Source organism: Pseudooceanicola sp. (assembly GCF_029213205.1).
In the GTDB taxonomy this organism is placed as follows: Bacteria; Pseudomonadota; Alphaproteobacteria; order Rhodobacterales; family Rhodobacteraceae; genus Pseudooceanicola.
Genome location: NZ_JARGNH010000012.1, coordinates 55,700 through 76,725, shown reverse-complemented (window position 1 = coordinate 76,725; position 21,026 = coordinate 55,700). Strand labels below are relative to the sequence as shown.

General features: G+C 63.3%; 18 protein-coding genes and 1 pseudogene. 7 read left to right on the top strand and 12 right to left on the bottom strand.

Going from position 1 to position 21,026, the window contains the following annotated elements; genetic code table 11:
• Positions 1–149 precede the first annotated feature (149 nt).
• A complete protein-coding gene (gene dnaA / locus P1U48_RS10865; RefSeq protein WP_301069004.1) occupies positions 150–1,535 on the bottom strand; it encodes a chromosomal replication initiator protein DnaA in 1,386 nt (461 codons plus the stop codon).
• Positions 1,536–2,066: 531 nt separating this feature from the next.
• Positions 2,067–2,330 (bottom strand): 30S ribosomal protein S20, encoded by a 264-nt coding sequence (rpsT, locus tag P1U48_RS10860; RefSeq protein WP_301069003.1) that lies wholly within the window; start codon positions 2,328–2,330, stop codon positions 2,067–2,069.
• Positions 2,331–2,526: 196 nt separating this feature from the next.
• Here rpsT and P1U48_RS10855 point away from each other — a divergent pair, with 196 nt between their 5' ends.
• A complete protein-coding gene (locus tag P1U48_RS10855) occupies positions 2,527–3,042 on the top strand; it encodes a winged helix DNA-binding protein (protein WP_301069002.1) in 516 nt (171 codons plus the stop codon).
• 114 nt (positions 3,043–3,156) lie between these two features.
• Here P1U48_RS10855 and P1U48_RS10850 read toward each other — a convergent pair whose 3' ends face one another.
• From P1U48_RS10850 to P1U48_RS10840, 3 genes are all read right to left on the bottom strand, one after another.
• Positions 3,157–4,455, bottom strand: a complete 1,299-nt coding sequence (locus P1U48_RS10850) for a TRAP transporter large permease subunit (RefSeq protein ID WP_301069001.1) — start codon at positions 4,453–4,455, stop codon at positions 3,157–3,159.
• A 2-nt stretch (positions 4,456–4,457) separates the two neighbouring features.
• Positions 4,458–4,982, bottom strand: coding sequence for a TRAP transporter small permease (locus P1U48_RS10845; protein WP_301069000.1), 525 nt, complete (start codon positions 4,980–4,982; stop codon positions 4,458–4,460).
• 101 nt (positions 4,983–5,083) lie between these two features.
• A complete protein-coding gene (locus P1U48_RS10840) occupies positions 5,084–6,043 on the bottom strand; it encodes a TRAP transporter substrate-binding protein (protein WP_301068998.1) in 960 nt (319 codons plus the stop codon).
• A 105-nt stretch (positions 6,044–6,148) separates the two neighbouring features.
• Here P1U48_RS10840 and P1U48_RS10835 point away from each other — a divergent pair, with 105 nt between their 5' ends.
• Complete coding sequence (locus tag P1U48_RS10835) at positions 6,149–9,754, top strand: hydantoinase B/oxoprolinase family protein (protein ID WP_301068997.1); 3,606 nt, start codon at positions 6,149–6,151, stop codon at positions 9,752–9,754.
• Positions 9,755–9,829: 75 nt separating this feature from the next.
• On the opposite strand, the gene P1U48_RS10830 is transcribed toward P1U48_RS10835, so the two are convergent.
• Together P1U48_RS10830 and P1U48_RS10825 are read right to left on the bottom strand one after the other, a co-directional pair.
• Positions 9,830–10,642, bottom strand: coding sequence for a hypothetical protein (locus P1U48_RS10830; protein ID WP_301068996.1), 813 nt, complete (start codon positions 10,640–10,642; stop codon positions 9,830–9,832).
• A 289-nt stretch (positions 10,643–10,931) separates the two neighbouring features.
• Positions 10,932–11,213: pseudogene (locus P1U48_RS10825) on the bottom strand (LOG family protein); the annotation flags it as partial.
• Between P1U48_RS10825 and P1U48_RS10820 the strand changes: the two are divergent.
• Entirely contained in the window at positions 11,176–11,463 is a 288-nt protein-coding gene (locus tag P1U48_RS10820) for a hypothetical protein (protein WP_301069045.1), read from the top strand. The pseudogene P1U48_RS10825 and the gene P1U48_RS10820 sit on opposite strands and share 38 nt — an antisense overlap.
• Positions 11,464–11,490: 27 nt before the next feature.
• On the opposite strand, the gene P1U48_RS10815 is transcribed toward P1U48_RS10820, so the two are convergent.
• Entirely contained in the window at positions 11,491–12,354 is an 864-nt protein-coding gene (locus tag P1U48_RS10815) for an amidohydrolase family protein (RefSeq protein ID WP_301068995.1), read from the bottom strand.
• A gap of 285 nt (positions 12,355–12,639) precedes the next feature.
• Here P1U48_RS10815 and P1U48_RS10810 point away from each other — a divergent pair, with 285 nt between their 5' ends.
• From P1U48_RS10810 to P1U48_RS10800, 3 genes are read left to right on the top strand one after another with little or no spacing between them, the layout of a single operon-like run.
• A complete protein-coding gene (locus tag P1U48_RS10810) occupies positions 12,640–13,089 on the top strand; it encodes a tripartite tricarboxylate transporter TctB family protein (RefSeq protein WP_301068994.1) in 450 nt (149 codons plus the stop codon).
• Positions 13,089–14,606 (top strand): tripartite tricarboxylate transporter permease, encoded by a 1,518-nt coding sequence (locus P1U48_RS10805; protein WP_301068993.1) that lies wholly within the window; start codon positions 13,089–13,091, stop codon positions 14,604–14,606. The genes P1U48_RS10810 and P1U48_RS10805 overlap by 1 nt, the downstream gene beginning before the upstream one ends.
• 23 nt (positions 14,607–14,629) lie before the next feature.
• Complete coding sequence (locus P1U48_RS10800; RefSeq protein ID WP_301068992.1) at positions 14,630–15,580, top strand: tripartite tricarboxylate transporter substrate-binding protein; 951 nt, start codon at positions 14,630–14,632, stop codon at positions 15,578–15,580.
• A 57-nt stretch (positions 15,581–15,637) separates the two neighbouring features.
• Here P1U48_RS10800 and P1U48_RS10795 read toward each other — a convergent pair whose 3' ends face one another.
• Genes P1U48_RS10795 through P1U48_RS10785 form a run of 3 tightly spaced genes read right to left on the bottom strand, consistent with a single transcriptional unit; the run spans position 15,638 to position 20,021 of the window.
• Positions 15,638–17,752, bottom strand: coding sequence for an acetate--CoA ligase family protein (locus P1U48_RS10795; RefSeq protein ID WP_301068991.1), 2,115 nt, complete (start codon positions 17,750–17,752; stop codon positions 15,638–15,640).
• Complete coding sequence (locus P1U48_RS10790; RefSeq protein ID WP_301068990.1) at positions 17,752–18,822, bottom strand: acyl-CoA dehydrogenase family protein; 1,071 nt, start codon at positions 18,820–18,822, stop codon at positions 17,752–17,754. Before P1U48_RS10790 ends, P1U48_RS10795 begins: the two co-directional genes overlap by 1 nt.
• Complete coding sequence (locus P1U48_RS10785) at positions 18,819–20,021, bottom strand: acyl-CoA dehydrogenase family protein (RefSeq protein ID WP_301068989.1); 1,203 nt, start codon at positions 20,019–20,021, stop codon at positions 18,819–18,821. The genes P1U48_RS10790 and P1U48_RS10785 overlap by 4 nt, the downstream gene beginning before the upstream one ends.
• 171 nt (positions 20,022–20,192) lie before the next feature.
• Here P1U48_RS10785 and P1U48_RS10780 point away from each other — a divergent pair, with 171 nt between their 5' ends.
• On the top strand, positions 20,193–20,483 hold the full coding sequence (locus P1U48_RS10780; RefSeq protein ID WP_301069044.1) for a hypothetical protein: 291 nt from the start codon (positions 20,193–20,195) through the stop codon (positions 20,481–20,483).
• A gap of 185 nt (positions 20,484–20,668) precedes the next feature.
• On the opposite strand, the gene P1U48_RS10775 is transcribed toward P1U48_RS10780, so the two are convergent.
• The gene (locus P1U48_RS10775) at positions 20,669–21,025 is read right to left on the bottom strand and encodes a DUF5368 domain-containing protein (protein WP_301068988.1); all 357 of its coding nucleotides are present in this window, start codon (positions 21,023–21,025) and stop codon (positions 20,669–20,671) included.
• Position 21,026 lies beyond the last annotated feature (1 nt).

Here is a 21,026-nt window from a genome sequence, read left to right as displayed (position 1 = left end):
GCGTTTTTCGGGGCAGTTACGGCCGCAAGCTGCGATCCACCGCGCAATCGGGCACCTGCCCGCACCCGCCAGCTGGACATCACCCCCTGCAAAACGTGAAAACCCGTCGCAAGGCGACGGGCTTCAAACGCGACACTGTGGGACCAAATTCAGGCCTCGAGCGTGCGGCGCAGCATTTCCAGGTCTTCCGCGATCTGGCCGTCCTGGCCCTTCAGCTCTTCGATCCGCTTCACCCCGTGAATTACCGTGGTGTGGTCGCGGCCACCAAAGCGGCGCCCGATTTCCGGCAGCGAGCGCGAGGTCATCTGCTTGCACAGATACATCGCCACCTGCCGTGGCCGGGCGAAGGAGCGCAGGCGCTTTGGCCCCAGCATATCCGACAATCGAATGTTGTAATGTTCGCTGACCTTGCGCTGGATTTCCTCAACGGTGATCTTGCGTTCAGAGGCGCGCAGGATGTCCGCCAGGCAATCCTGTGCCAATTCCAGGGTAATCTCGCGGCCCACCAGGCTGGCAAAGGCGAACAGCCGGGTCAGCGCGCCTTCCAGCACCCGCACATTGGTGCTGATCCGATGCGCCAGAAATTCCAGCACCCCGTCGGCGATCACCAGATCCGGCTGTTGTTTGCGGAAGGTTTCGGTTTTCGACAGCAGGATGCCGAGGCGCAGCTCATAATCGGTCGGGTGCAGATCGACCACCAGCCCGCATTGCAACCGCGACCTGATCCGTTCCTCCATATCCGCGATCTCGCCCGGGGCACGGTCGGCAGAGATGATGATCTGCCGGTTCTGGTCGATCAGCGCGTTGAAGGTGTGAAAGAACTCTTCCTGAGTGCTGTCCTTGCCGGCGATGAATTGCACATCGTCCACCATCAGCACATCGACCGAACGGAACAGCAGCTTGAAATCCATGATCTTGCGATCCCGCAGCGCCTGGACAAAGCGATACATGAATTGTTCGGCGCTCAGGTAGACCACGTTCAAATCGGGGCGCGCGGTCTGCAATTCCCAGGCAATGGCATGCATCAGATGGGTCTTGCCCAACCCGACGCCGCCATAAAGGAACAGCGGGTTGAAGGTGACTGGGCCGCCTTCGGCGACGCGGCGGGCGGCAGCATGGGCGAGTTCGTTGGGCTTGCCGACCACGAATGTGTCAAAGGTGAAGCGCTGATCCAGCGGCGCCGGGGGCAACATGCCGTCGCGGCGCGCCGTCGGAGCGGCGGCGGCGGCGGCGGGCTGTGCTGGGGCCGCTTCGGACTGGGCGACAGGCCGAGCGGCCCGCATTGCCCGGTTGGCCCGGGAGGCGGAAAATTCGATCCGGCGCACATCGGGTTTCACCGCCGCGATCTTTTGCAGGATGATATCGCCGAAATTGCGCGACACATAGGTGCCGGCAAAATTGGTCGGGGCAGCAATCTGCGCGACGCCATTGGCGGCGCTGGTGAATTGCAACGGCTCGATCCAGTTACGGTAGTTGCTCTCTCCGACGGTGGCCTGAAGCTGTCGCTTCAATTCACCCCATTGTCCGGTTTTCATGTTCTCGGTCGCCCCCAAAAGTCGCAGTCCCATGGCCATTCGCGAACCCGCGGCCAGCAGGTACCCTACACTTCCAGCTCGGGGGAGAGAGCATGGCATGACAAACGCGCAAACGCGGTTGCATCAAGATCCGACTCCACAGGCCCCGTGCGGCGCCGATGGCGCGCAGTCATATTTCGGGTGCCCGGCAGAGGCGGCCCGTAAAACTGTTGCATGCCCGAAGGCAGACCTGCAGACCTGCGCGTGCCGTCTTTTCGACAGTTAGCGACCGGAAATCCCGGTCACCGACACGCGCTGAACCGAACCCGGTTCATCATGTCCCCCAAGCGAAGTGACTCGCAGGTATCAAGGTAGCAACCTCGTCTGCGAAGCGGCAAGCCTACATATCGCTTGACTCGCACGATGCCGAAAAAGAATCTCCGCCCCCCTTGAAAGCCAAGCATATATGCAAAAAGGCACCCCTGTGGGGTGCCTTTTCTTTCACTGGTCGATTGGCCTGCAGGCAGGAAAACCTGCCCTGGATCAGGTCACTCAGGCGAGGGATTTGACCCGCGACGCCAGCCGCGAGACTTTCCGCGACGCCGTATTCTTGTGATACACACCCTTGGTCACGCCGCGCATCAGCTCCGGCTGCGCAACCCGCAGGGCGGTGGCAGCGGCGGATTTGTCACCCGAGGCAATCGCCTCTTCCACCTTTTTCAGGAAGGTGCGGATCCGTGACCGGCGCGCTTTGTTGACGATCTCGCGGCGGTCCGCTTGACGTGCGCGTTTCTTGGATTGCGGCGAATTGGCCATATGTGCTTGGTCCCGTAGCTTCGGTTCGGTTTATTCAGAAGTCGCGTCTTTAGGCCCGAGTCGGCAGCAAGTCAACAGGGCGGAGAGGGATTTCGTCTGACCGCGCGATCCACCCTGATATGAACCCGGCTTGATCCAGGCGCGATCCTTTCGCATGAGCTATGCCAGTGCTAGGCTGAGGATCACAGGAGGCCCCATGGCAGAACCGGAAAAGCGTCGCATCGTGTCATCCCGCCACCTCGCCGAGGGTGATGGCTGGGAGGCATCAGAGTTCGAATACGGGCTGATCATCGCCTATAACGCCTTTGCCCGCTGGATGGTCAAATGCATGTCCGCCGCCAGCCCCGGCGAATTCAGCCCGCTGGAGATCCTGGTGCTGCACAATGTCAATTCGCGGGGCCGCGACAAGCGGCTGAGCGACATCTGTTTCCTGCTGAACATCGAAGACACCCACACGGTGAATTACGCCCTGCGTAAATTGCTGAAAGCCGAGCTTCTGGAGGGCGAGAAGCGTGGCAAAGAGGTGTTCTATCGCGCCTCATCCAAAGGCGCCGAGGTCTGCGAGGCCTATCGCGAAGTGCGCGCCCAATGCCTGCTGGAGGGGCTGGGGCATATGGAAATGACCGGCGACGAGCTGCGAGAGATGGCCACCCGGCTCAGGGCGCTGTCGGGGCAATATGATCAGGCCAGCCGGGCGGCGGCCTCTCTCTGAGGGGGGCTGCGGTCTGAGGGCTCCAAAGGCGCGCGGCGCGCCTGCCCTTTGTTTGATTGGGGCTCTGCCCCAAACCCCGGGATATTTTTGACCAGAGGAAGCGGGGGATGCGGTCTAACGCCCCATCAGCCCGGGCAGCCAGGTCACGATTGCCGGGAAGAGGGTGATCAGGATCACCCCCAGCACCAGCAGGAAGAAGAACGGCAGCGCCGCCTTTGCCACCCGCAGGATGTCGATGCCGGTGAGTCCCTGGATGACAAACAGGTTGAAGCCGACCGGCGGGGTGATCTGGCTCATCTCGACGACAATCACCAGGTAGATGCCGAACCACAGCGGATCGATCCCGGCGGCGCTGACCATCGGCATGATGATCGAGGTGGTCAGCACCACCACTGAAATGCCGTCGAGGAAGCAGCCAAGAGCGATGAAGAAGATGGTGAGCGCCGCCAGCAGCGCGCCTTGGCTGAGCCCCAGCGACCCGATCCAGGCGGCCAGGTTGCGCGGCAGCCCGGTGAAGCCCATGGCGATTGACAGAAACGCCGCCGCCACCAGGATGAAGGCGATCATCGCGCTGGTCCGCGTGGCTGACATCAGCGCCTCGCCCAGCTTGACCCAGCTGAAGCCCCCGGTGGCGAAGGCCAGGATCACGGACAGCACCACCCCCAGCGCCGCCGCGTCGGTCGGGCTGGCAATGCCAGTGTAGATCGACCCGATCACCCCGGCGATCAACAGCGCCACCGGGATCAGCCGCCGCGAGGCGCTGATCTTTTCACGCCAATTGTGTGCCGGTTCGGCCGGGATCGACAGCGGGCGCATCCAGGCATAGCCCGCGACATAGGCGGCAAACAGCAGCACCAGCATGATCCCCGGCAGGATCCCGGCGACGAACAGCCGGGCGATGCTTTGTTCGGTGGCGACGCCATAGACGATCAGGATGATCGATGGCGGGATCAGCAGGCCCAGGGTGGCGCTGCCGGCCAGGGTGCCGAGGATCATGATTTCGGGATAGCCGCGTGCCTTGAGTTCGGGCACCGACATCCGCCCAATGGTGGCGGCGGTGGCCGCGCTCGACCCGGAGACTGCCGCAAAGATCGCACAGCCGAGGATATTGACATGCAGAAGCCGCCCGGGGAAGCGGCCGATCCAGGGCGCGATACCCGAGAACATGTCTTGTGACAGCCGCGAGCGCAGCAGGATTTCGCCCATCAGGATAAACAGCGGCAGTGCCGCCAGCGCCCAGGAATGCGAATGCCCCCAGAGCGTGGTGGCCAGCACCAGCCCGACCGGCGCATTGGAAAAGAAGACGATGGCGATCAGCGCCACCGCGATCAGCGCAAAGGCAACCCAGACGCCCAGCGCCAGCAGGCCGATCAGAACCGCCAGAAGGGTCAGCGCGACAAGCGGATCGGACATGATCATTCCTCGGCAGAGTTGGGCAAGGTCGGCGCCCCGGCGCGGAGAGTTTGCACCAGCGTGTCGAGCAGGGCGATGACCAGCAGCCCCATGCCCAGCGCCACCGCTGATTGCGGAATCCATAGCGGGATCGGCACGATTCCGGCCGAGGTGTCGCCGTAATGTCGACTCTCCTGCACCAGCGACACCAGATAGAATCCGGCGAAACCGGCGAGGCCGGTGGCCAGGGTCAGGCTCAGCACTTCGGCGGCCAGGGCGGCGCGGCGCGGCAACCGCTGGGTGACCAGCGACACCCGAACATGGCCGCCCATCCTGAGGGTATAGGCCAGCGCCAGGAACGAGGCCCCGGCCAGCATGAACCCGGCGAAATCGGCATAGGAGGGGATCGTATAGCTCCAGGCCGGGCCCATCATCCGCGAGGCGAGGTTCAGCAGGATCTGCGCCGAGATCAACAGGCAGATCGCCAGAATCAGCGCTGCTGCCAGCCCGCCGGAGACCTTGTATATCGTGTCGAGAAATCGGCGCATCGCCAGCCACCTGAATCAATAGAGCCCGAGCCTAGCACCCTGCGGGTGAGTCTGCCCGGGCCAATTGAAAAGGGCGGGTGTTGCCACCCGCCCTCGTTCGCTTACTTCTGATAGGCGGCAAGCGCCGACTTTGCGTCGTCGCTGGCCTTGGCCATCCAATTGTCGAGCATCTTGTCGCCAATCGCCTGCAGCCCGGCAACCAGGTCCGCGCTCGGCGGGTAGACGGTGATGCCGTTGTCGGCCAGTTCCTTGGTCTTGGCGTCGGTCTCGGCCATCGACATTTCAAGCCCGCGCGCCTCGGCAGCCGCAGCCGCGTCCAGAACCGCTTTTTGCGTCGCCGCATCAAGGCCATCAAAGCTGCGCTTGTTGACCACCACGATGTTCTTGGGGACCCAGGCGTTGATCGGGGTGTAATGCGACAGGAAATCCCAGGCCTTGGAGTTTGCGCCGGTCGAGGGCGAGGTGATCATCGCCTCGACCTGACCGGTCGAAAAGGCCTGCGGGATATCTGGCGCTTCGACCTGCACCGGGGCCGCCCCGGCCAGGGTCGCGAATTCCTCGAGCGCGGCGTTGTAGGCGCGGAAGCGCAGGCCATTCAGATCGTCCACCGATTTGATTTCGGCCTTGGTATAAAGCCCCTGCGCCGGCCATGGCACTGAGAACAGCGGCATCAGCCCCTGGGTCGCCAGCAGCTTTTCGACCACCGGGCGCTGTGCGGCCCAGAGCTTGGCCGCATCATCATAGGAGGTGGCGAGGAACGGCTGGCTGTCCATGCCAAAGGCCGGGTCCTCGTTCGCCAGGGTCGAGAGGAAGAATTCCCCCATTGGCACCTGGCGTGAGCGGACGGCATTCTTGATCTCGCCATGCGGAAACAGCGACCCGGCGGAATGGACGGTGACCTCCAGCCCGCCGCCGGTCACGGTTTTCACCTCATCGGCAAAGGCGCGGATATTCTGGGTGTGGAATGTGGTGTCGCCATAGGGCGTCGGCATATCCCATTTTTCGGCCAACGCAGGCGTCGCGGTCAGTAGAACCGCCAGTGGCAGAGCAAAGCGTAGCATGATCAATCTCCCTGAAGTTGGTTTGTTCACTTCGTTTTCATTACGTTGACAAATTGCCAACGTTCTGGGAGTAACGCAACAGAATTCTTGAGGGATGCAAACCGAATGACCAAACGCGCGCAAAAGTGGCAGTTCTGGGTGGATCGCGGCGGCACCTTTACCGATCTGGTTGGTCGCGCGCCGGATGGATCGCTGCACACCGCCAAGCTTTTGTCCGAGAATCCAGAGATTTACCCCGACGCCGCCATCGAGGGAATCCGGCGCCTGCTGGGAACCCACGAGTTTACCCCGGGCAGCATCGACAGTGTCAAGATGGGCACCACGGTGGCCACCAACGCCCTGTTGGAACGCAAGGGCACCCCGACCCTGCTGCTGATCACTGCGGGTTTTGCCGACCTGCTGCGAATCGGAACCCAGGCGCGGCCCCGGCTGTTTGACCTGCACATCCGGCTGCCCGATCCGATCTATGCAAGGGTTGCCGAACTGCCCGAGCGCATCGCCGCCGATGGCCGTATTCTGAAACCGCTGGACGAGGATGCCACCCGCGCCATCCTGCGCGCCGCCTATGCCGACGGCCTGCGCTCGGTCGCGATTGCCTGCATGCACGGCTATCTCAACCCCGCCCACGAACAGCGCATTGCCGCGATTGCGCGCGAGGTCGGGTTCACCCAGATCACCCCCTCGCATCAGGCCAGCGCCCTGATCAAACTGGTGTCACGCGGCGACACCGCCGTGGTTGACGCCTATCTGTCGCCGGTGCTGCGGCGCTATGTCGAGCAAGTGGCCGATGCGCTGGACCTCGGCCCGGCCGGCGCCTGCGAACGGCTGTTTTTCATGCAATCCTCTGGCGGGCTGACCGATGCGCGGATGTTCCAGGGCAAGGACGCGATCCTGTCCGGGCCCGCGGGCGGCGTCGTCGGTATGGTCCGCACCGCCGAGGCGGCGGGGTTCACCCGGCTGATCGGCTTTGACATGGGCGGCACCTCGACCGACGTCTGCCATTACGCGGGCAGTTATGAACGCAGCTTTGAAACCGAAGTGGCGGGCACCAGGATGCGCGCGCCGATGATGCATATCCATACGGTTGCGGCGGGTGGCGGCTCGCTGCTGGCGTTCCGCGAGGGGCGCTATCAGGTTGGCCCGGAAAGTGCCGGCGCCGATCCCGGCCCGGCCTGCTATCGGCGCGGCGGGCCGCTGACCGTCACCGATTGCAACGTGATGCTGGGCAAGCTGTCGCCAGCGCATTTCCCTGCGGTGTTCGGCCCCAAGGGCGATCAACCGCTGGATGCCGATGTGGTGCGGCAGAAATTCGTGATATTGGCCGATGATATCGCCGCCGCCACCGGCCAGCCGCCGCTCTCGCCCGAGGCAACCGCCGAGGGGTTTCTGAAAATTGCGGTGCAGAACATGGCACAGGCGATCAAGAAGATCAGCGTCGAGCGCGGCTATGACGTGACCCGCTACACCCTCAACTGCTTTGGCGGCGCCGGCGGGCAACACGCCTGCCTGGTCGCCGATGCCTTGGGGATGACCTCGATCTTCGTCCATCCCTACGCTGGCGTTTTGTCGGCTTTCGGCATGGGTCTGGCCGATATCCGCGCCAGCCGCGAGATGCAGGTCGACAAGCCGATGACGGCACTCGCGGCGCTGGAATCGCAGGTCGCGGATATGGAAGCGACCACCCGCGATGAGGTCGCCGCCCAGGGCATCGCCGCCGCCGATATCCGCACCGAGGCCCGCGCGCACCTGCGTTATGAAGGCTCTCACCAGACGCTGGAGGTGCCCTTCGCCGAGGCCCCTGCGATGCAGGCCGCGTTCCACGCGCAGCATCAGGCACGCTTTGGCTTTGCCGCGCCGGACCGGCCCTTGCTGATCGAAATGCTGGCGGTCGAGGCGATTGGCGCCACCGACGACGCCATCGCACCGGTGCCAACCGGCAGCGACGACCCGATGGACAGCGGCCGGATCCCGGTGGTCATGGACGGCACCGCGCACCAGGTGCCGCTCTATGAGCGCGAGAGCCTGGCGGCGGGGGCCGAGATCACCGGCCCGGCGATCATCACCGAGGCGACCGGCACCAACGCCATCGAACCGGGCTGGTCGGCGCGGATTGACACCGTCGGCAACCTGATCCTGACCCGGACCGAGGCGCGGCACTCCCAGCACGCCCTGGGCACCGAGGCCGACCCGATCCTGCTGGAAGTGTTCAACAACCTGTTCATGTCGATTGCCGAACAGATGGGCGCGACGCTGAAAAACACCGCCTATTCGGTGAATATCAAGGAACGGCTGGATTTCTCCTGCGCGTTGTTCGACAGCGATGGCAATCTGGTCGCCAATGCGCCGCATGTGCCGGTCCACCTCGGCTCAATGTCGGATTCGGTGCGCACCGTGGCGCGGCTCAACGCCGGGCGGATCCAGCCCGGCGATGCCTATATGCTGAACGCGCCGTTCAATGGCGGCACCCATCTGCCGGATGTCACCGTGATCACACCGGTATTTGACCAGGCCGGGGCCGAGATCCTGTTCTGGGTCGGCTCGCGCGGCCACCATGCCGATATCGGCGGCCGGACCCCGGGATCGGCGCCCCCCGACAGCACCCATATCGAGGAAGAAGGGGTGGTGATCGACAATTTCCTGCTGGTTCGCGACGGCAAACTGCGCGAGGCCGAGACTCGCGCCCTGCTCGCCTCTGGCCGCTATCCCTGCCGCAACCCCGATGACAACCTCGCCGATCTTGAGGCGCAGGTCGCCGCCAATGCCACCGGCATCGCCGAGGTCACCCGGATGATCGACAATTTCGGCCATGCCACCGTGCTCGCCTACATGGGCCATGTGCAGGCCAATGCCGAAGCCTCGGTCCGGCAGGTGATCGGATCGTTGAAGGATGGCGCCTGCACCTATCCGCTGGATGACGGATCGCAGATCAAGGTCAGGATCACCGTCGATCGCCAGGCGGGCGAGGCGGTGCTGGATTTCACCGGCACCTCACCCCAGCACGGCACCAATTACAACGCGCCGAAATCGATCACCATGGCGGTGACGCTCTATGTGTTCCGCACCCTGGTTGGCCGTGACATCCCGATGAACGAGGGCTGCCTGAAACCGCTGCAGCTGATCCTGCCGGACGGGTCGATGATCAACCCGGTGCACCCGGCGGCGGTGATCGCCGGCAATACCGAGGTCAGCCAGGCGATTGCCGATTGCCTGTTCGGCGCGCTCGGGGTGATCGCCGGATCGCAGGGCACGATGAACAATTTCGTCTGGGGCAATGACCGCTTTCAGAATTACGAGACCATCGCCGGGGGCAGCGGCGCCGGGCCGGGGTTCGACGGCGCCTCGGGCGTGCATTCGCATATGACCAACACCCTGATGACCGACCCGGAAGTGCTGGAAACAAGGTTCCCGGTGCGGGTGGAGACGATGGCGCTGCGCCAGGGATCGGGCGGCGCCGGGCGCTGGCAGGGCGGCAATGGCATCCACCGGGTGGTGCGGTTCCTCGACGATGTGACGGTCACCACGCTGTCGTCACACCGCCTGGTGCCACCGCCGGGCGGCGACGGCGGCGCGCCGGGAGCGGTGGGCGAGAACGCGGTGCTGCGCGGAGATGGACGCCGCGAGGTGGTGCCGGGGAATTCCGAATCCAGCCTGAGCGCCGGGGATGCCTTCGAGATGCTGACGCCGGGTGGGGGCGGTTGGGGGGAGAGGTGAGGTTGGTCTATGGCTGGCGTTTGCGCGAAACACGTCTAGTGACCGTTCTCAGCCTGTAGCGGACGACTTCAAAGCCTATCCTTTGTTTTGGGTAACCTGGTTCATGACGACACCATTCGCTTGAGCATACGAAATCGCCGAATTCGTGATCGTTTTCGCCTCTTTTGCAAGAAACCAGCAGATCTCGGCTAGGTCGCGTGGCGAAAGAGAGAGCATGGTACCGAGGTCGAAAGTTCGACTGCGCTCGACAAACTCGACTCCTACGAAGCCTCCATTCTCCAACAGCAAACCGCCCTCTGGAATTTCGCCCAAGTCGGACTTAGTGCCATCCGGCTCCTCGACAAACAGGTCCAAACCGCGCCATGCTACGGTGAATTTTGGTTGATCCCTGATATCCTCCAGCCCAACCAGTCCTTTTCGATGCGTTAGACAGTTTCGCGCTCTATTGATGAGAGAAAGGTTGCCGCTATGCGCCGACGTGACCCCAAAGCGCTGTTCAAGAATGTTGAGCTTGTTGGGCAAACCTTCTTTCGCGAACTTGCTTTGCTTTTCAGAAACTTCTTCCATAGAGCCATTGCCTTTGACGGCGTGAATGACACTGCAGGCACGATGCAACTCGTCAAGGAATAACGCGAATGACTCAGTTGCTTCGCGCAAGGCGCAGGCCTCGATCCATATTTTGAACTCTTCCTTGAAGTGCTCGAGAGCCTCTTGGGGGGCATCGTCGGGGATGACTTGGATCCGAGTAATGTGAGAGAGTTGGTAGTTGCTGTTGCTCGGATCCAATGCTGCGTTCACACCGAGCCCCATGAAGACTGATGATCTCCGCACACCTTTGAGTGCAATCTCTAGGATGCCATCGAAATCCAAATTATACTCGTTCGCCATTCTCCATCCCCTTCGGACCTACCATCGGGTATCGCGAGCCGCCCTTTACCTTCTCTCGATAGCTGCAGCATTCCACAGCAGGGGTTCCAAACTCACGCTTGCAACAAATGGCACGAGGGTCTGCTTTCTGCAATTTGAGATAACTTTTCAAAGCCCGCTCCCTGCGCTTTCCTGACCTTCGTGCTCGGCCCCGCGAAAGTCCGCTTACCGCCCTTAGGACAAATCACAACGAACGCCCGTTCCCTGCCGCCCGCCCCGACACAAACATCCGCTCACTGCCTCCCCCCCATCACCGCCCCGGGATCTCCCCCCGCTTCTCACCTGCGCCCGGCCAGGTCTCGATGGCTTCCATCGCCTCTTCCACCGTCTCGACGAAGCGGAACAGCTCCAGATCCTCCGCCGAAATCGTCCCGGCCTCGGCCAGCGCCTCCCAGTTGATGATCTTTTCCCAGAATTTCCGGCCAAACAGCAGGAACGGCACCCGCTCCATCCGTCCGGTCTGGATCAGGGTCAGCGCCTCGAAAGTCTCGTCCATGGCGCCAAAGCCGCCGGGAAACACGCAGACCGCCCGCGTCGGGTTGAGCGAGGCGACGATGGCGGCGATCCGCGCGGGCCGCACCCCCGATCTGGACACCGAGCGCGAAAGGGCGGTGCATGCGGCGACGGCGGCGATGCTGACCGCGCGACCGGCGCCAAAGGCGGTCTATGACCAGGCCATCGCAGCGCTGGGAATCGAGGCGGTCTGCGACTTGTCCGGCCTGATGGGGTTCTATTGCTCCTGCGCCTTCATCCTGACCTTTCACGACGCCGAGGTCGGCTGACCCCGGCGCCACCCGCCAGGCGCCGGATCAGTCAAAACCGTAGAGCCGCTTCGGATTGTCGATCAGAATCTGCCGACGGGTGGAGTCGTCCGGCACGCATTCCATCAGGATCGCCAGCAGGTCCGTCATCTCTGGGACCGTCTCTGGCGTATGGCCGACATGCGGCCAGTCGCTGCCCCAGACCACCTGCTTCGGCGCGGCGGCGACGATTGCCTGCATGAAGCTGCGGGTGTCGGCATAGGGCCGCCCGATCCGGGTGTTGCGGTCGGCGCCGGAAATCTTGGTCCAGTAGCGGCCGCTGCGCAGCCGGTCGAGAAACGCCAGGTAATCGGGATGATCGGCGCCCTTGTCGGCCATGGTGCGGCACATGTGATCGACCACATAGGTCAGCGGCAGGCGATCCAGCTCCGGCGCGGCCTCGGCCAGGTCCGAACATTCGACCCAGAGCTGCGCATGCCAGCCGCGTTCGGCGATCCGTGGCGCCAGCTTGCGCAGATCATCGAGGCTGGTGCCCCGGTTCGACATAACCTGTCCGTCCTGGCGGATCAGGTTGATCCGCACCCCCCGGAACCCGGCATCGGTTAACTCGTCAAGGCGCCGGTCGCTGACCCCGGGGTCAAGCACGGCAACGGCGCGCAGGCGGTCGGGATAGCGTTTCAGCGCCTCGAATGTGACGGCATTATCCTCGCCCGCCGTGGAAGCATGGACAATGACGCCCCGGCTGACACCCATCCGCTCCCACAGCGCAAAGGCATCTGCCAGCGTGGCATCGCCCCGGGGCGAATAGCGCTCGCCGGTAACATAGGGAAATCGGTCAGCCGGGCCATAGATGTGAAAATGACAATCGGTGCTGCCCTCCGGCAGGCGAATGGCTGGGCTGGTCTCAGACATGCTGTTTCCTCTCGATCAGGGCTTTGGCTTGGCGGCAAAGACGGATTCGGGCAACACCTCTGGCTGCGGCCCTTGCCGAGAACGCCAAGTTTGCGCGGGCGATCTGCGGGTGTCCAGCGGCCAGACCCGCACGCCGCCCAGATCGACAACCGAAGCTTGTATAGCATCAAGAATGTGGGAACTTTGGCAGAGCTTTGGCAGCGTTCCGGTTTCCGGGGTAAGCAAGCCTTTCTGCGGAGGGCTGAGAGTGGATCTGCCCGGTCCGCTCAGGCAACGGAGGTCCAAGTGCTACGTTTCGATCTGAAGGATTTCATCGGCGGTTTCATCCTCTTCGCCATCGGTCTGACCGCCGCCGGCTATGCGGCAACGGAGTATTCGCTCGGTTCGCTCCGCCGAATGGGCCCGGGGATGTTTCCGGTGGGGATCGCCGGCATTCTCGCCGGGCTCGGTCTGGTGGTGATGGTGCAATCGCTGTTCCGCCCGCCGGAGCGGGCCGACATCCGGATCTGGTCGCCGCTGTTCGTGCTCAGCAGCATCGCGATCTTTGCCCTTACCATTCCGCATTTCGGGCTGATCCCGGCGATCATCGGCATCACGGTGGTGTCTTCGATGGCCGAGCTCAAGGTTCGCCCCGCCAACCTCGCGCTGCTCTGCCTGGCGCTGTCGTTGCTCACCCCTTTCGTTTTCCGCGTCTGCCTCGGCTTGCAGATCGCCATGTTTGACTGGCCCTTCTGATGGAACTTCTCGGCAATCTCGGCATGGGGCTCGGTGTCGCGCTCAGCCTCACCAATGTGTTCTACTGCTTTCTCGGCGCGCTGCTGGGCACCCTGGTCGGGGTGATCCCCGGGGTCGGGGTGCTGGCTGCAATCTCGATGCTGTTTCCGCTGACCTTCACGCTGGAGCCGACCACCGCGCTGATCATGTTGGCGGGGATCTGGTATGGCACCACCTACGGCGGCAGCACCGCCTCGATCCTGCTGAACATCCCCGGCACCCCGGCGAATGCGGTGACCTGCCTTGATGGCTATCCGATGGCGCAGCAGGGCCGCGGCGGGGTGGCGCTGTTCATGACCACGGTGGCGTCGTTCTTTGGTGCTTCGGTCGGGGTCATCCTGCTGATGCTGTTCACCCCGGTGATTGCCTCATACGCGCTGAAATTCGGCTCGGCTGAATATTTCTCGCTGATGCTGATGGGGCTGGTCGCCGCCTCGACGATCTCGGACGGGTCGGCGATCAAGGGGCTGGCGATGGTGGCGCTTGGCATCCTGTTCGGCCTGGTCGGGATGGACACGCAGAGCGCGGCCGCGCGGTTTACCTTTGGCTCGCTTGGGCTGCTGGACGGGATCAGCCTGATTGCGCTGGCGATGGGGGTCTTTGGCGTCGCCGAAGTGATCATGAGCATTCGCCGCGTCGGCACCTCAAGCATTGACCCCGAAAGCGTCAAGCTGAAGGCGATCAAGCCGACCCGCGACGATGTCCGCCGCTCGTGGATGCCGATGGTGCGCGGGTCTACGATGGGATCATTCTTTGGCACCCTACCGGGCACCGGGCCGTCGATTGCCGCGTTTCTATCCTATGCGGTGGAAAAGCGGATCTCAAAGACCCCGGAACGCTTCGGCAAGGGGGCGATCGAGGGGATCATGGCGCCCGAGGCTGCCAACAACGCCGCTGACCAGACCGCATTCATTCCGACCCTGTCCCTTGGGGTGCCCGGCAGTGCCACCATGGCGCTGATGCTGGGCGCGCTGATGATCCACGGCATTGCGCCGGGGCCGACGCTGATCACCAGCCAACCACAGCTGTTCTGGGGCCTGATCATGAGCTTTTGGGTCGGCAATGTGATCCTGCTGATCCTGAATATCCCGCTGATCGGGGTCTGGGTCAGGATGCTGATGATCCCCTATCACCTGCTGTTCCCCTCGGTTCTGCTGTTCATCTGCATCGGCGCCTATTCGACCACCTACAACGCGCTCTCGGTCTGGCAGGTCTGCTTTTTCGGTGTCGCAGGTTACGCGATGCGGATCTTTGGTTTTCCGGGGGCACCGCTGTTGCTGGGTTTTGTCCTCGGCCCGTTGATGGAGGAACATTTTCGCCGCGCCATGGTCCTGTCACGCGGCGATTTCGCCACCTTCTTTGAGCGCCCGGTCAGCGCGGCGATCATGGCGATCACGGGCGGCATCCTGATCTGGGGGATCTGGACCAGCAACAAGTTACGAAAACGACGCGCCGAAGAATTGGCGAGAGAGACCTGATTTTCACCAAAGGAGGAAGAAAAATGAGAAAGTTACTTACGGCTGCGGCACTGATGCTCGGCCTCACCCAGGGGGCACTGGCGGCGGATTATCCGTCGGGCACTGTCACGCTTGTTGTGCCCTATTCGCCCGGTGGCAACACTGATATTTTCGCCCGCCATCTGGCAACCGCCCTGTCAGAGAAATGGGGACAGGCCGTTGTGGTCGAGAACAAGCCCGGCGGCGGCTCGATGGTCGGCACTGCCTATGTCAGCCAAGCCCAGCCCGACGGGCACACCATCCTGCTGACGACATCGGCCTTTGCCACCGCCCCGGCGGTCTACAAGGATCTGCCGTTCGATCCGGTGACCGAGATGAAACCGATCGGGATTGTTGGCTATGTCGCCTATATCCTGATCGTGAATGCTGATACCGGCATCAAGACCCTGGCGGAATTTGTCGAAAAGGCCAAGGGCAGCGACATGTTCGCAGCGACGGCCGGTCTGGGCACCACCACCCATTTCGGGATGGAAAAGTTCCTGTCCGATGCCGGGCTTGACCTTGACATCGTGCATTACAAGGGCGGCGGCCCCGCCATGGTCGCGGTTCTCAGCAAAGAGGCCGATGTCTTTGACACCTCGGTCCCCACCGCTGCCGATCAGATCCGCGCAGGCAAGTTGAACGCGTTGGCGGTGATGGATGATCGTCGGGTGACGGCGCTGCCCGATGTGCCGACCACCACCGAGGCGGGCTATCCCGATGTGCAGGTCCGCCAGTGGATCGGATTGTTCGTGCCTTCCGCGGTGCCTGACGAACTTGTCGAGTTCATCAATACCGAGGTCAACGAACTGGTGTTGAGCCCGGAGTTCCAGGCCGTGGTTGCACCGATCGATATCAATATCGAAACCAGCTCGGTTGCCGAGGTGAACGTGCGCCTGTCCAACGAGATGGCGAAATGGAAAAAGCTGGCCGAAGAGCGCGGCATTTCCAACTAAGCAATGTCCGCCGCCCCGGATTGTTCCGGGGCGGCGACACGGGCGCGCAAATGGCGCTTACCCGGCGGGCAGGATCAGCGCATCCACCGCGACACAGCCCTCGGGCAGCACCAACATTGGATTGATCTCGGCCCCCGACAGGGTCTCGCCTTGGGCGGCGGCAAAGCGCGACAGCGTCACCAGCGCATCGGCCAGCGCGCCGATATCGGCTGCCGCTTCGCCCCGGGCGCCGTCGAGGATCGCAAACCCCTTCAGGCTCTTGATCATCGCCAGCGCGGCGGTGCGTGACACCGGCGCAGGCCGCATCACCGTATCCTTCAGCACCTCGGTAAAGATCCCGCCGAGCCCAACCATTACCATCGGGCCAAAGGTCGGATCGCGGTGCACCCCAAGGATGGTCTGCACCCCGCCGCTGACCATCTGCGACACGGTCACCCCCAGGATTTCCGCCTCTGGGGCGGCCTTTTTCGCATTGGCCGTGACCTGATCAAAGGCTTGCTGCACGGCAGCGGCATCCGCCAGGCCGACCTTGACGCCGCCGACCTCGGATTTATGGGCGATATCGGGCGAGCGGATCTTGAGCACCACCGGAAATCCGATGTCCTGGGCCAGAGCGATCGCCGCCTCGGCCGTCGCAGCCGTGCCGGTGCGGGCAAACGGGAGTCCGGCAGATGCCAGCAACTCCGAAGCGCCTGCTTCGTCAATCCGCGCTGGCAGTGCCATTTGCGCGGGCAAGGCAGAGGTATCGGCGGCATCGCTGTTCGCGAAAATTCCGGGCAGCCGGCTGAGGGCGGCAAAGGCCCTGACGCAGGCTTCGGGGTCAAGGAACACCATGAAGCCGAGCGCCTCAAGCGCGCGGGCGTTTTCTGGCGTGCTCTGGGTGCAGATCGCGAAATTGGTGTCGGGAAAGCGCGCGCGCAGGGCGCTGAGGCTGTCGCTCATCGCCGCGATGTCGCGGGTGTTCATCCCGGCATTGGCCATAAAGAACATCGCCGAACCATAGGGCTGCGAGTCCAGCATGGTTTCGACCGCGCCCATGAACAGGGTCCGGTCGCCGATGGTCGCGGCTGTGGTGTCCAGCGGATTGCGTCCGACCGCCAATGGCAGGGTCTGACGCACTATGTCAAAGGCGGCTTCGGACATCGGCGGCATTGTCATGCCCTGTTCCATCGCCGCATCCGTCGCCATCACCCCGGCGCCGCCGGAAACGGTGACGATGGCCAGTGTGTTATCCTTGGGCAACTGCCCGTTGGCACAGACATAGGCCATGTCCACCAGATCCGGCATCGAGCGGGCGACGAGCGCGCCCTTGGCCTGCAGCACCGATTCGAACACCGCCGCCGAGCCAGCCATCGCGCCGGTGTGGCTGGCTGCCACCGATTGCCCGGCATCGGTGCGACCGGCCTTGAGCACGATCATCGGCTTGCGGTTGCGCCGCGCGGTGTCGAGCGCGCGCATCAACCCCGGCCCGTCGCGGCCGGTTTCCAGATAGACCACCACCACATCGGTTTCCGGGTCATTGGCCATCCATTCGGCGCATTCGGCAGCCTCGACATCGGCCTCGTTGCCGGTGGCGACAAATTTCGACAGGGCAACGCCGCGCTTGGTCAGAAGGTTGTGGATATAAGACCCGACCGCGCCGCTCTGGCTGACCACGCCGACCCGGCCAACCGCCTGTTCGCCGCGGTCCATGGCGCTGGAAAAGGTCGAATAGATCCGGTCCTTCATGTTCAGCAGGCCCATGGCGTTCGGCCCCAGCAGCCGGGCACCACCGGCGCGGATGGTGGCGACCAGCTTTTCCTGCGCCACGATCCCCTCGGGCCCGGCCTCGGCGAAACCGGCGGTAAACATCACGAAACTTCGCACCCCGGCCGCCAGCCCGTCGGCCACCGCTGCCTCGGCGCGGGACGCGGGCACCGCCAGGATCACCTGATCGACCTGTTCGGGAATCGCGCCGATGCTGGGATAGGCCTTGTGGCCCTGAACCTCGTCCCGGGTCGGGTTGACCGGATAGATTTTCACATCGGATTTGCCATCGGTCATATAGCGCAACGGCCGCCCGCCGATCTTGAAGGGATCATCTGATGCCCCGACCAGCGCAATGGCGCGGGGCCGGAACAGGGCCATCAGATCGGCTTTACCCGAAACCTCGGGCGGGGAAGTGCGGCTCATTATGTTGTGACCTTTCTGTCCTGGTTGCGCGTCGCCACCCGGCCCAGGGCGGCGTAGCGTGCCCGGTATTGGGCTGAGGTGCCTAGCCAGCCACAGAGACGGACCACCCTCTTGATATGCGGGCCAAGCGGGCTTTCATCCGTGGTGCCAAAGGCGCCGAGCAATTGCATCGACAGCCGGACATGTTGCATCGCGGTATCGTTGAGCCGGGCGCGGGCGCGAAACGCCAGCCGGTCGAGATCGTCAGCCGACAGATCCTCGGCCGCTTTGGTTATGGCGTGATCGAGGACCGAGCGTGACAGCAGGGCGCCGAGATACATATCAACTGCCTTGTGTTGCAGCGCCTGAAATCCGCCCAGGCTTTGACCGAACTGGCGGCGGGTGCGCAGATGCTCCAGCGTCAATTCGCGCAGGCTATCGCAATGGGCCAGCAACTCGGCGGCGATCACCAGCCCGGTTTCCGCCAACGCCTGGCGCAGAGCTTGCGGCACGATGTCACCGCTGGCAATGATCGTCCCCTTGGCGCCATCGAAACTGATTTCGGTCAGGGCGCCGCCGTCGATCCGCCGTGCATGCCGGGCGTCGACACCGGGCGCAGTTGCGTCAAGCTCGACCAATACTGGCTGAGTGTCGCGGGTCGCGGTCACGATCAGCCGGGCAGCGGCTTCGGCCCCGGCGACGCGGCGCTTGGTGCCGGTCAGCACGCCGTCAGCATTGGCCAGGACGGGGGCCGCGCCCGCCTCATCAAAGGCCAGCGCCGACAAAACGCCGGCATCGGCCAGTGCCTTGGCGCTGTCGGAACCCGGTGCCGCCAGCCCCAGCACCCGCGCCGCCAGAAACGTCGCGGTGAAGGGCTCGCCGATCTGGCCACGCGCCAACCCGCCGGCGATGATCGCCGCCGCATCGACGCCAAAGCCCATGCCGCCACTGGCCTCGGGCAGCGCGGCGGCAAGCCAGCCCTGCTCATGCAGCGCGGCAAGGTGATCCTCGGGTGAACCCGCCGGTCGCCCGGCATAGATCGCTACCGATTGCGCCAGTAGGGCAGCGCTGTCCCGGTCAAGCACGCTCATGCCTTGTCCTCACGTCCAAGTCCCAGGGCGCGGCGCGCCAGGATATTGCGGTGGATTTCATTGGTGCCGGAAAAGATTGTCGGCGCCCGGCTTTCGAAAAAGGTGTAGAGCGGCTGTGCCGAGCGCGCGTCGCTGTCGAGATCGGTCGCCAGCGCGCCCTCGGCGCCCGCCGCCTCCAGCGTCCATTCGCTGATCCGCTGAAAGGTCTCGGTCGAAAAGATCTTGAGCGCCGAAACCTCGGTGCCGACCTGACCGTCACTGGTGATCAGCTCGGCAAAGGTGCGGTAGAGGTCCTGCGCATCCAGCGTATCAAATTCCGCCTGCACCAGCCGGTCCTGCCAGACCGCGTCGCCGCTGAGCCCGGATTGCGCGACGATCGCCTCAAGCTCGCCCAACGCATGGCGGGCACGGCGCGGCGACCCGGCCCAGATCCGTTCAAAGCCCAGAACCGAACGCGCAACATTCCAGCCGTCATGCGGCTGACCGAGAATGCAATCGGTGCTGATGGTGACATCGTCAAAGAACACCTCGCAGAAATCGGCCTCGTCGTTCAGGTTATAGATCGGGCGGACGGTGATGCCGGGGGTCGCCATATCGACCAGGGCGAAGGTGATGCCGCGATGCGCCGTGGTGCCGCGTTCGGTGCGCAGCAGCATGAACATATGGTTGGCGTGCTGGCCCGAGGTGGTCCAGATCTTCTGGCCATTGATGGTCAGCCGGTCGCCATCAATCTCTCCGGCGCAGCGCAGGCTGGCCAGATCCGATCCGGCGCCGGGTTCGGAATAGCCCTGGCACCAGATCTGATCGCCCGCATGGATGGCGGGCAGGTAGCGCTGCTTTTGCGCGTCGGTGCCATGGGCGATGATGGCGAGGCCGAGATTGCGCACGCCGCTGTCATGCAGCCAGGGGGTCCCGGCGGCATCCATCTCTTCGATGAACACCAAATGGCGCCCCGGCGACAATTCCATACCGCCATGAATACGCGGCCAGCCCGGCGCGATCAGCCCCGCCGCCGCCAGCGCGTGATACCAGGGCAAGGTGTCCGCCGGCGGCAGGCGACGGCGGACATAACGTAGATGCTGCGGGCAATTCTCGTCGATAAAGCGGCGCAGATGGGCGCGAAACTCTGCCTCGGGCAGAGCGTTCCAGTCGGTATCGGGGTCGGGATTTGACCCGGAGCTCGGGTGGGTGTCGGTCATGAGTTTACCCTCTGTGCAAGGCGGTCGCCGGGCGCAACCTGTCGAAAGTGATGGACGTTCTTGTGCAGGGTTCGAGTCATGTCTCCTCCACAAAGTCAGATTCTGAAGGCTCATCACAGGGCGGATGCCCTTCCGGGTCAACTCTGCAGGACAACATTTCAAGAGCCTGATGTGTTCAAACGGAACCTTGAATACGAGAACTGCCACTCGGCGAAGGCGGCGGTGCGGTACGAACTGTCGGGCGATCTTCTTCAGAAACTGTTCGTGTTGGTAAGGGGCTGTTTGCGCCCATTTCCGGTCGTCCCGGATGAGGGCGTTTGCGAGGACCAACAGCTTGCGCATGACCGCCCTGATGGTGACTTTGGCGAGCTTACCGGCATCGCAGAGCGCCCGACAGGTTTTGACCTGCCACTGAACTTTCATCCAGCCGCAACCGGAGCCCGGTTTGCGCGCTGGCAGTGATGCAAGCGGCGCGCTTCGAGGGTCTTTCGTTTGACCCTTTCCCTTTGTTGCAGGATGGCTTTGTCACCCCCGAAGTAGGCATCTGCGGGTGTGACGTTGTTCAAGCTTTCCCGGGATTTGTGCAACAGAGCCGTGTCAGACTGCTTCCTCTTTAGAAATCATCAGCCAATAAATGTTATAAACACTCATGACTCATCTGGCTTTCCGCGCAGCAGCGATTGCGCGGTGTAGACAAATATCGCGATCCCAACGGCCCCCATCGCCGCGATTCCCAACAGCACGATCACGTCAATCGCGCCCCCCATGTCGCGCAGTTGCGAATGTGTCATGGCCAGCACAAAGATAACGGCCGCCACCGCGCCAAATGGCATGGAAAGCTGCGACAACAGGAATTTCCGCATCGACATCGACCGATCGCGGATCAGAACGTAAAGAAAGGCCAGCGTGACGACGACAGCCGCCGCGACCATCACCCAGAAAAGCACCCGCCCAAAGATTTCTTCGAACACGGCAATCAGGGTCTCTGGCGTTAGTTGTTCCATG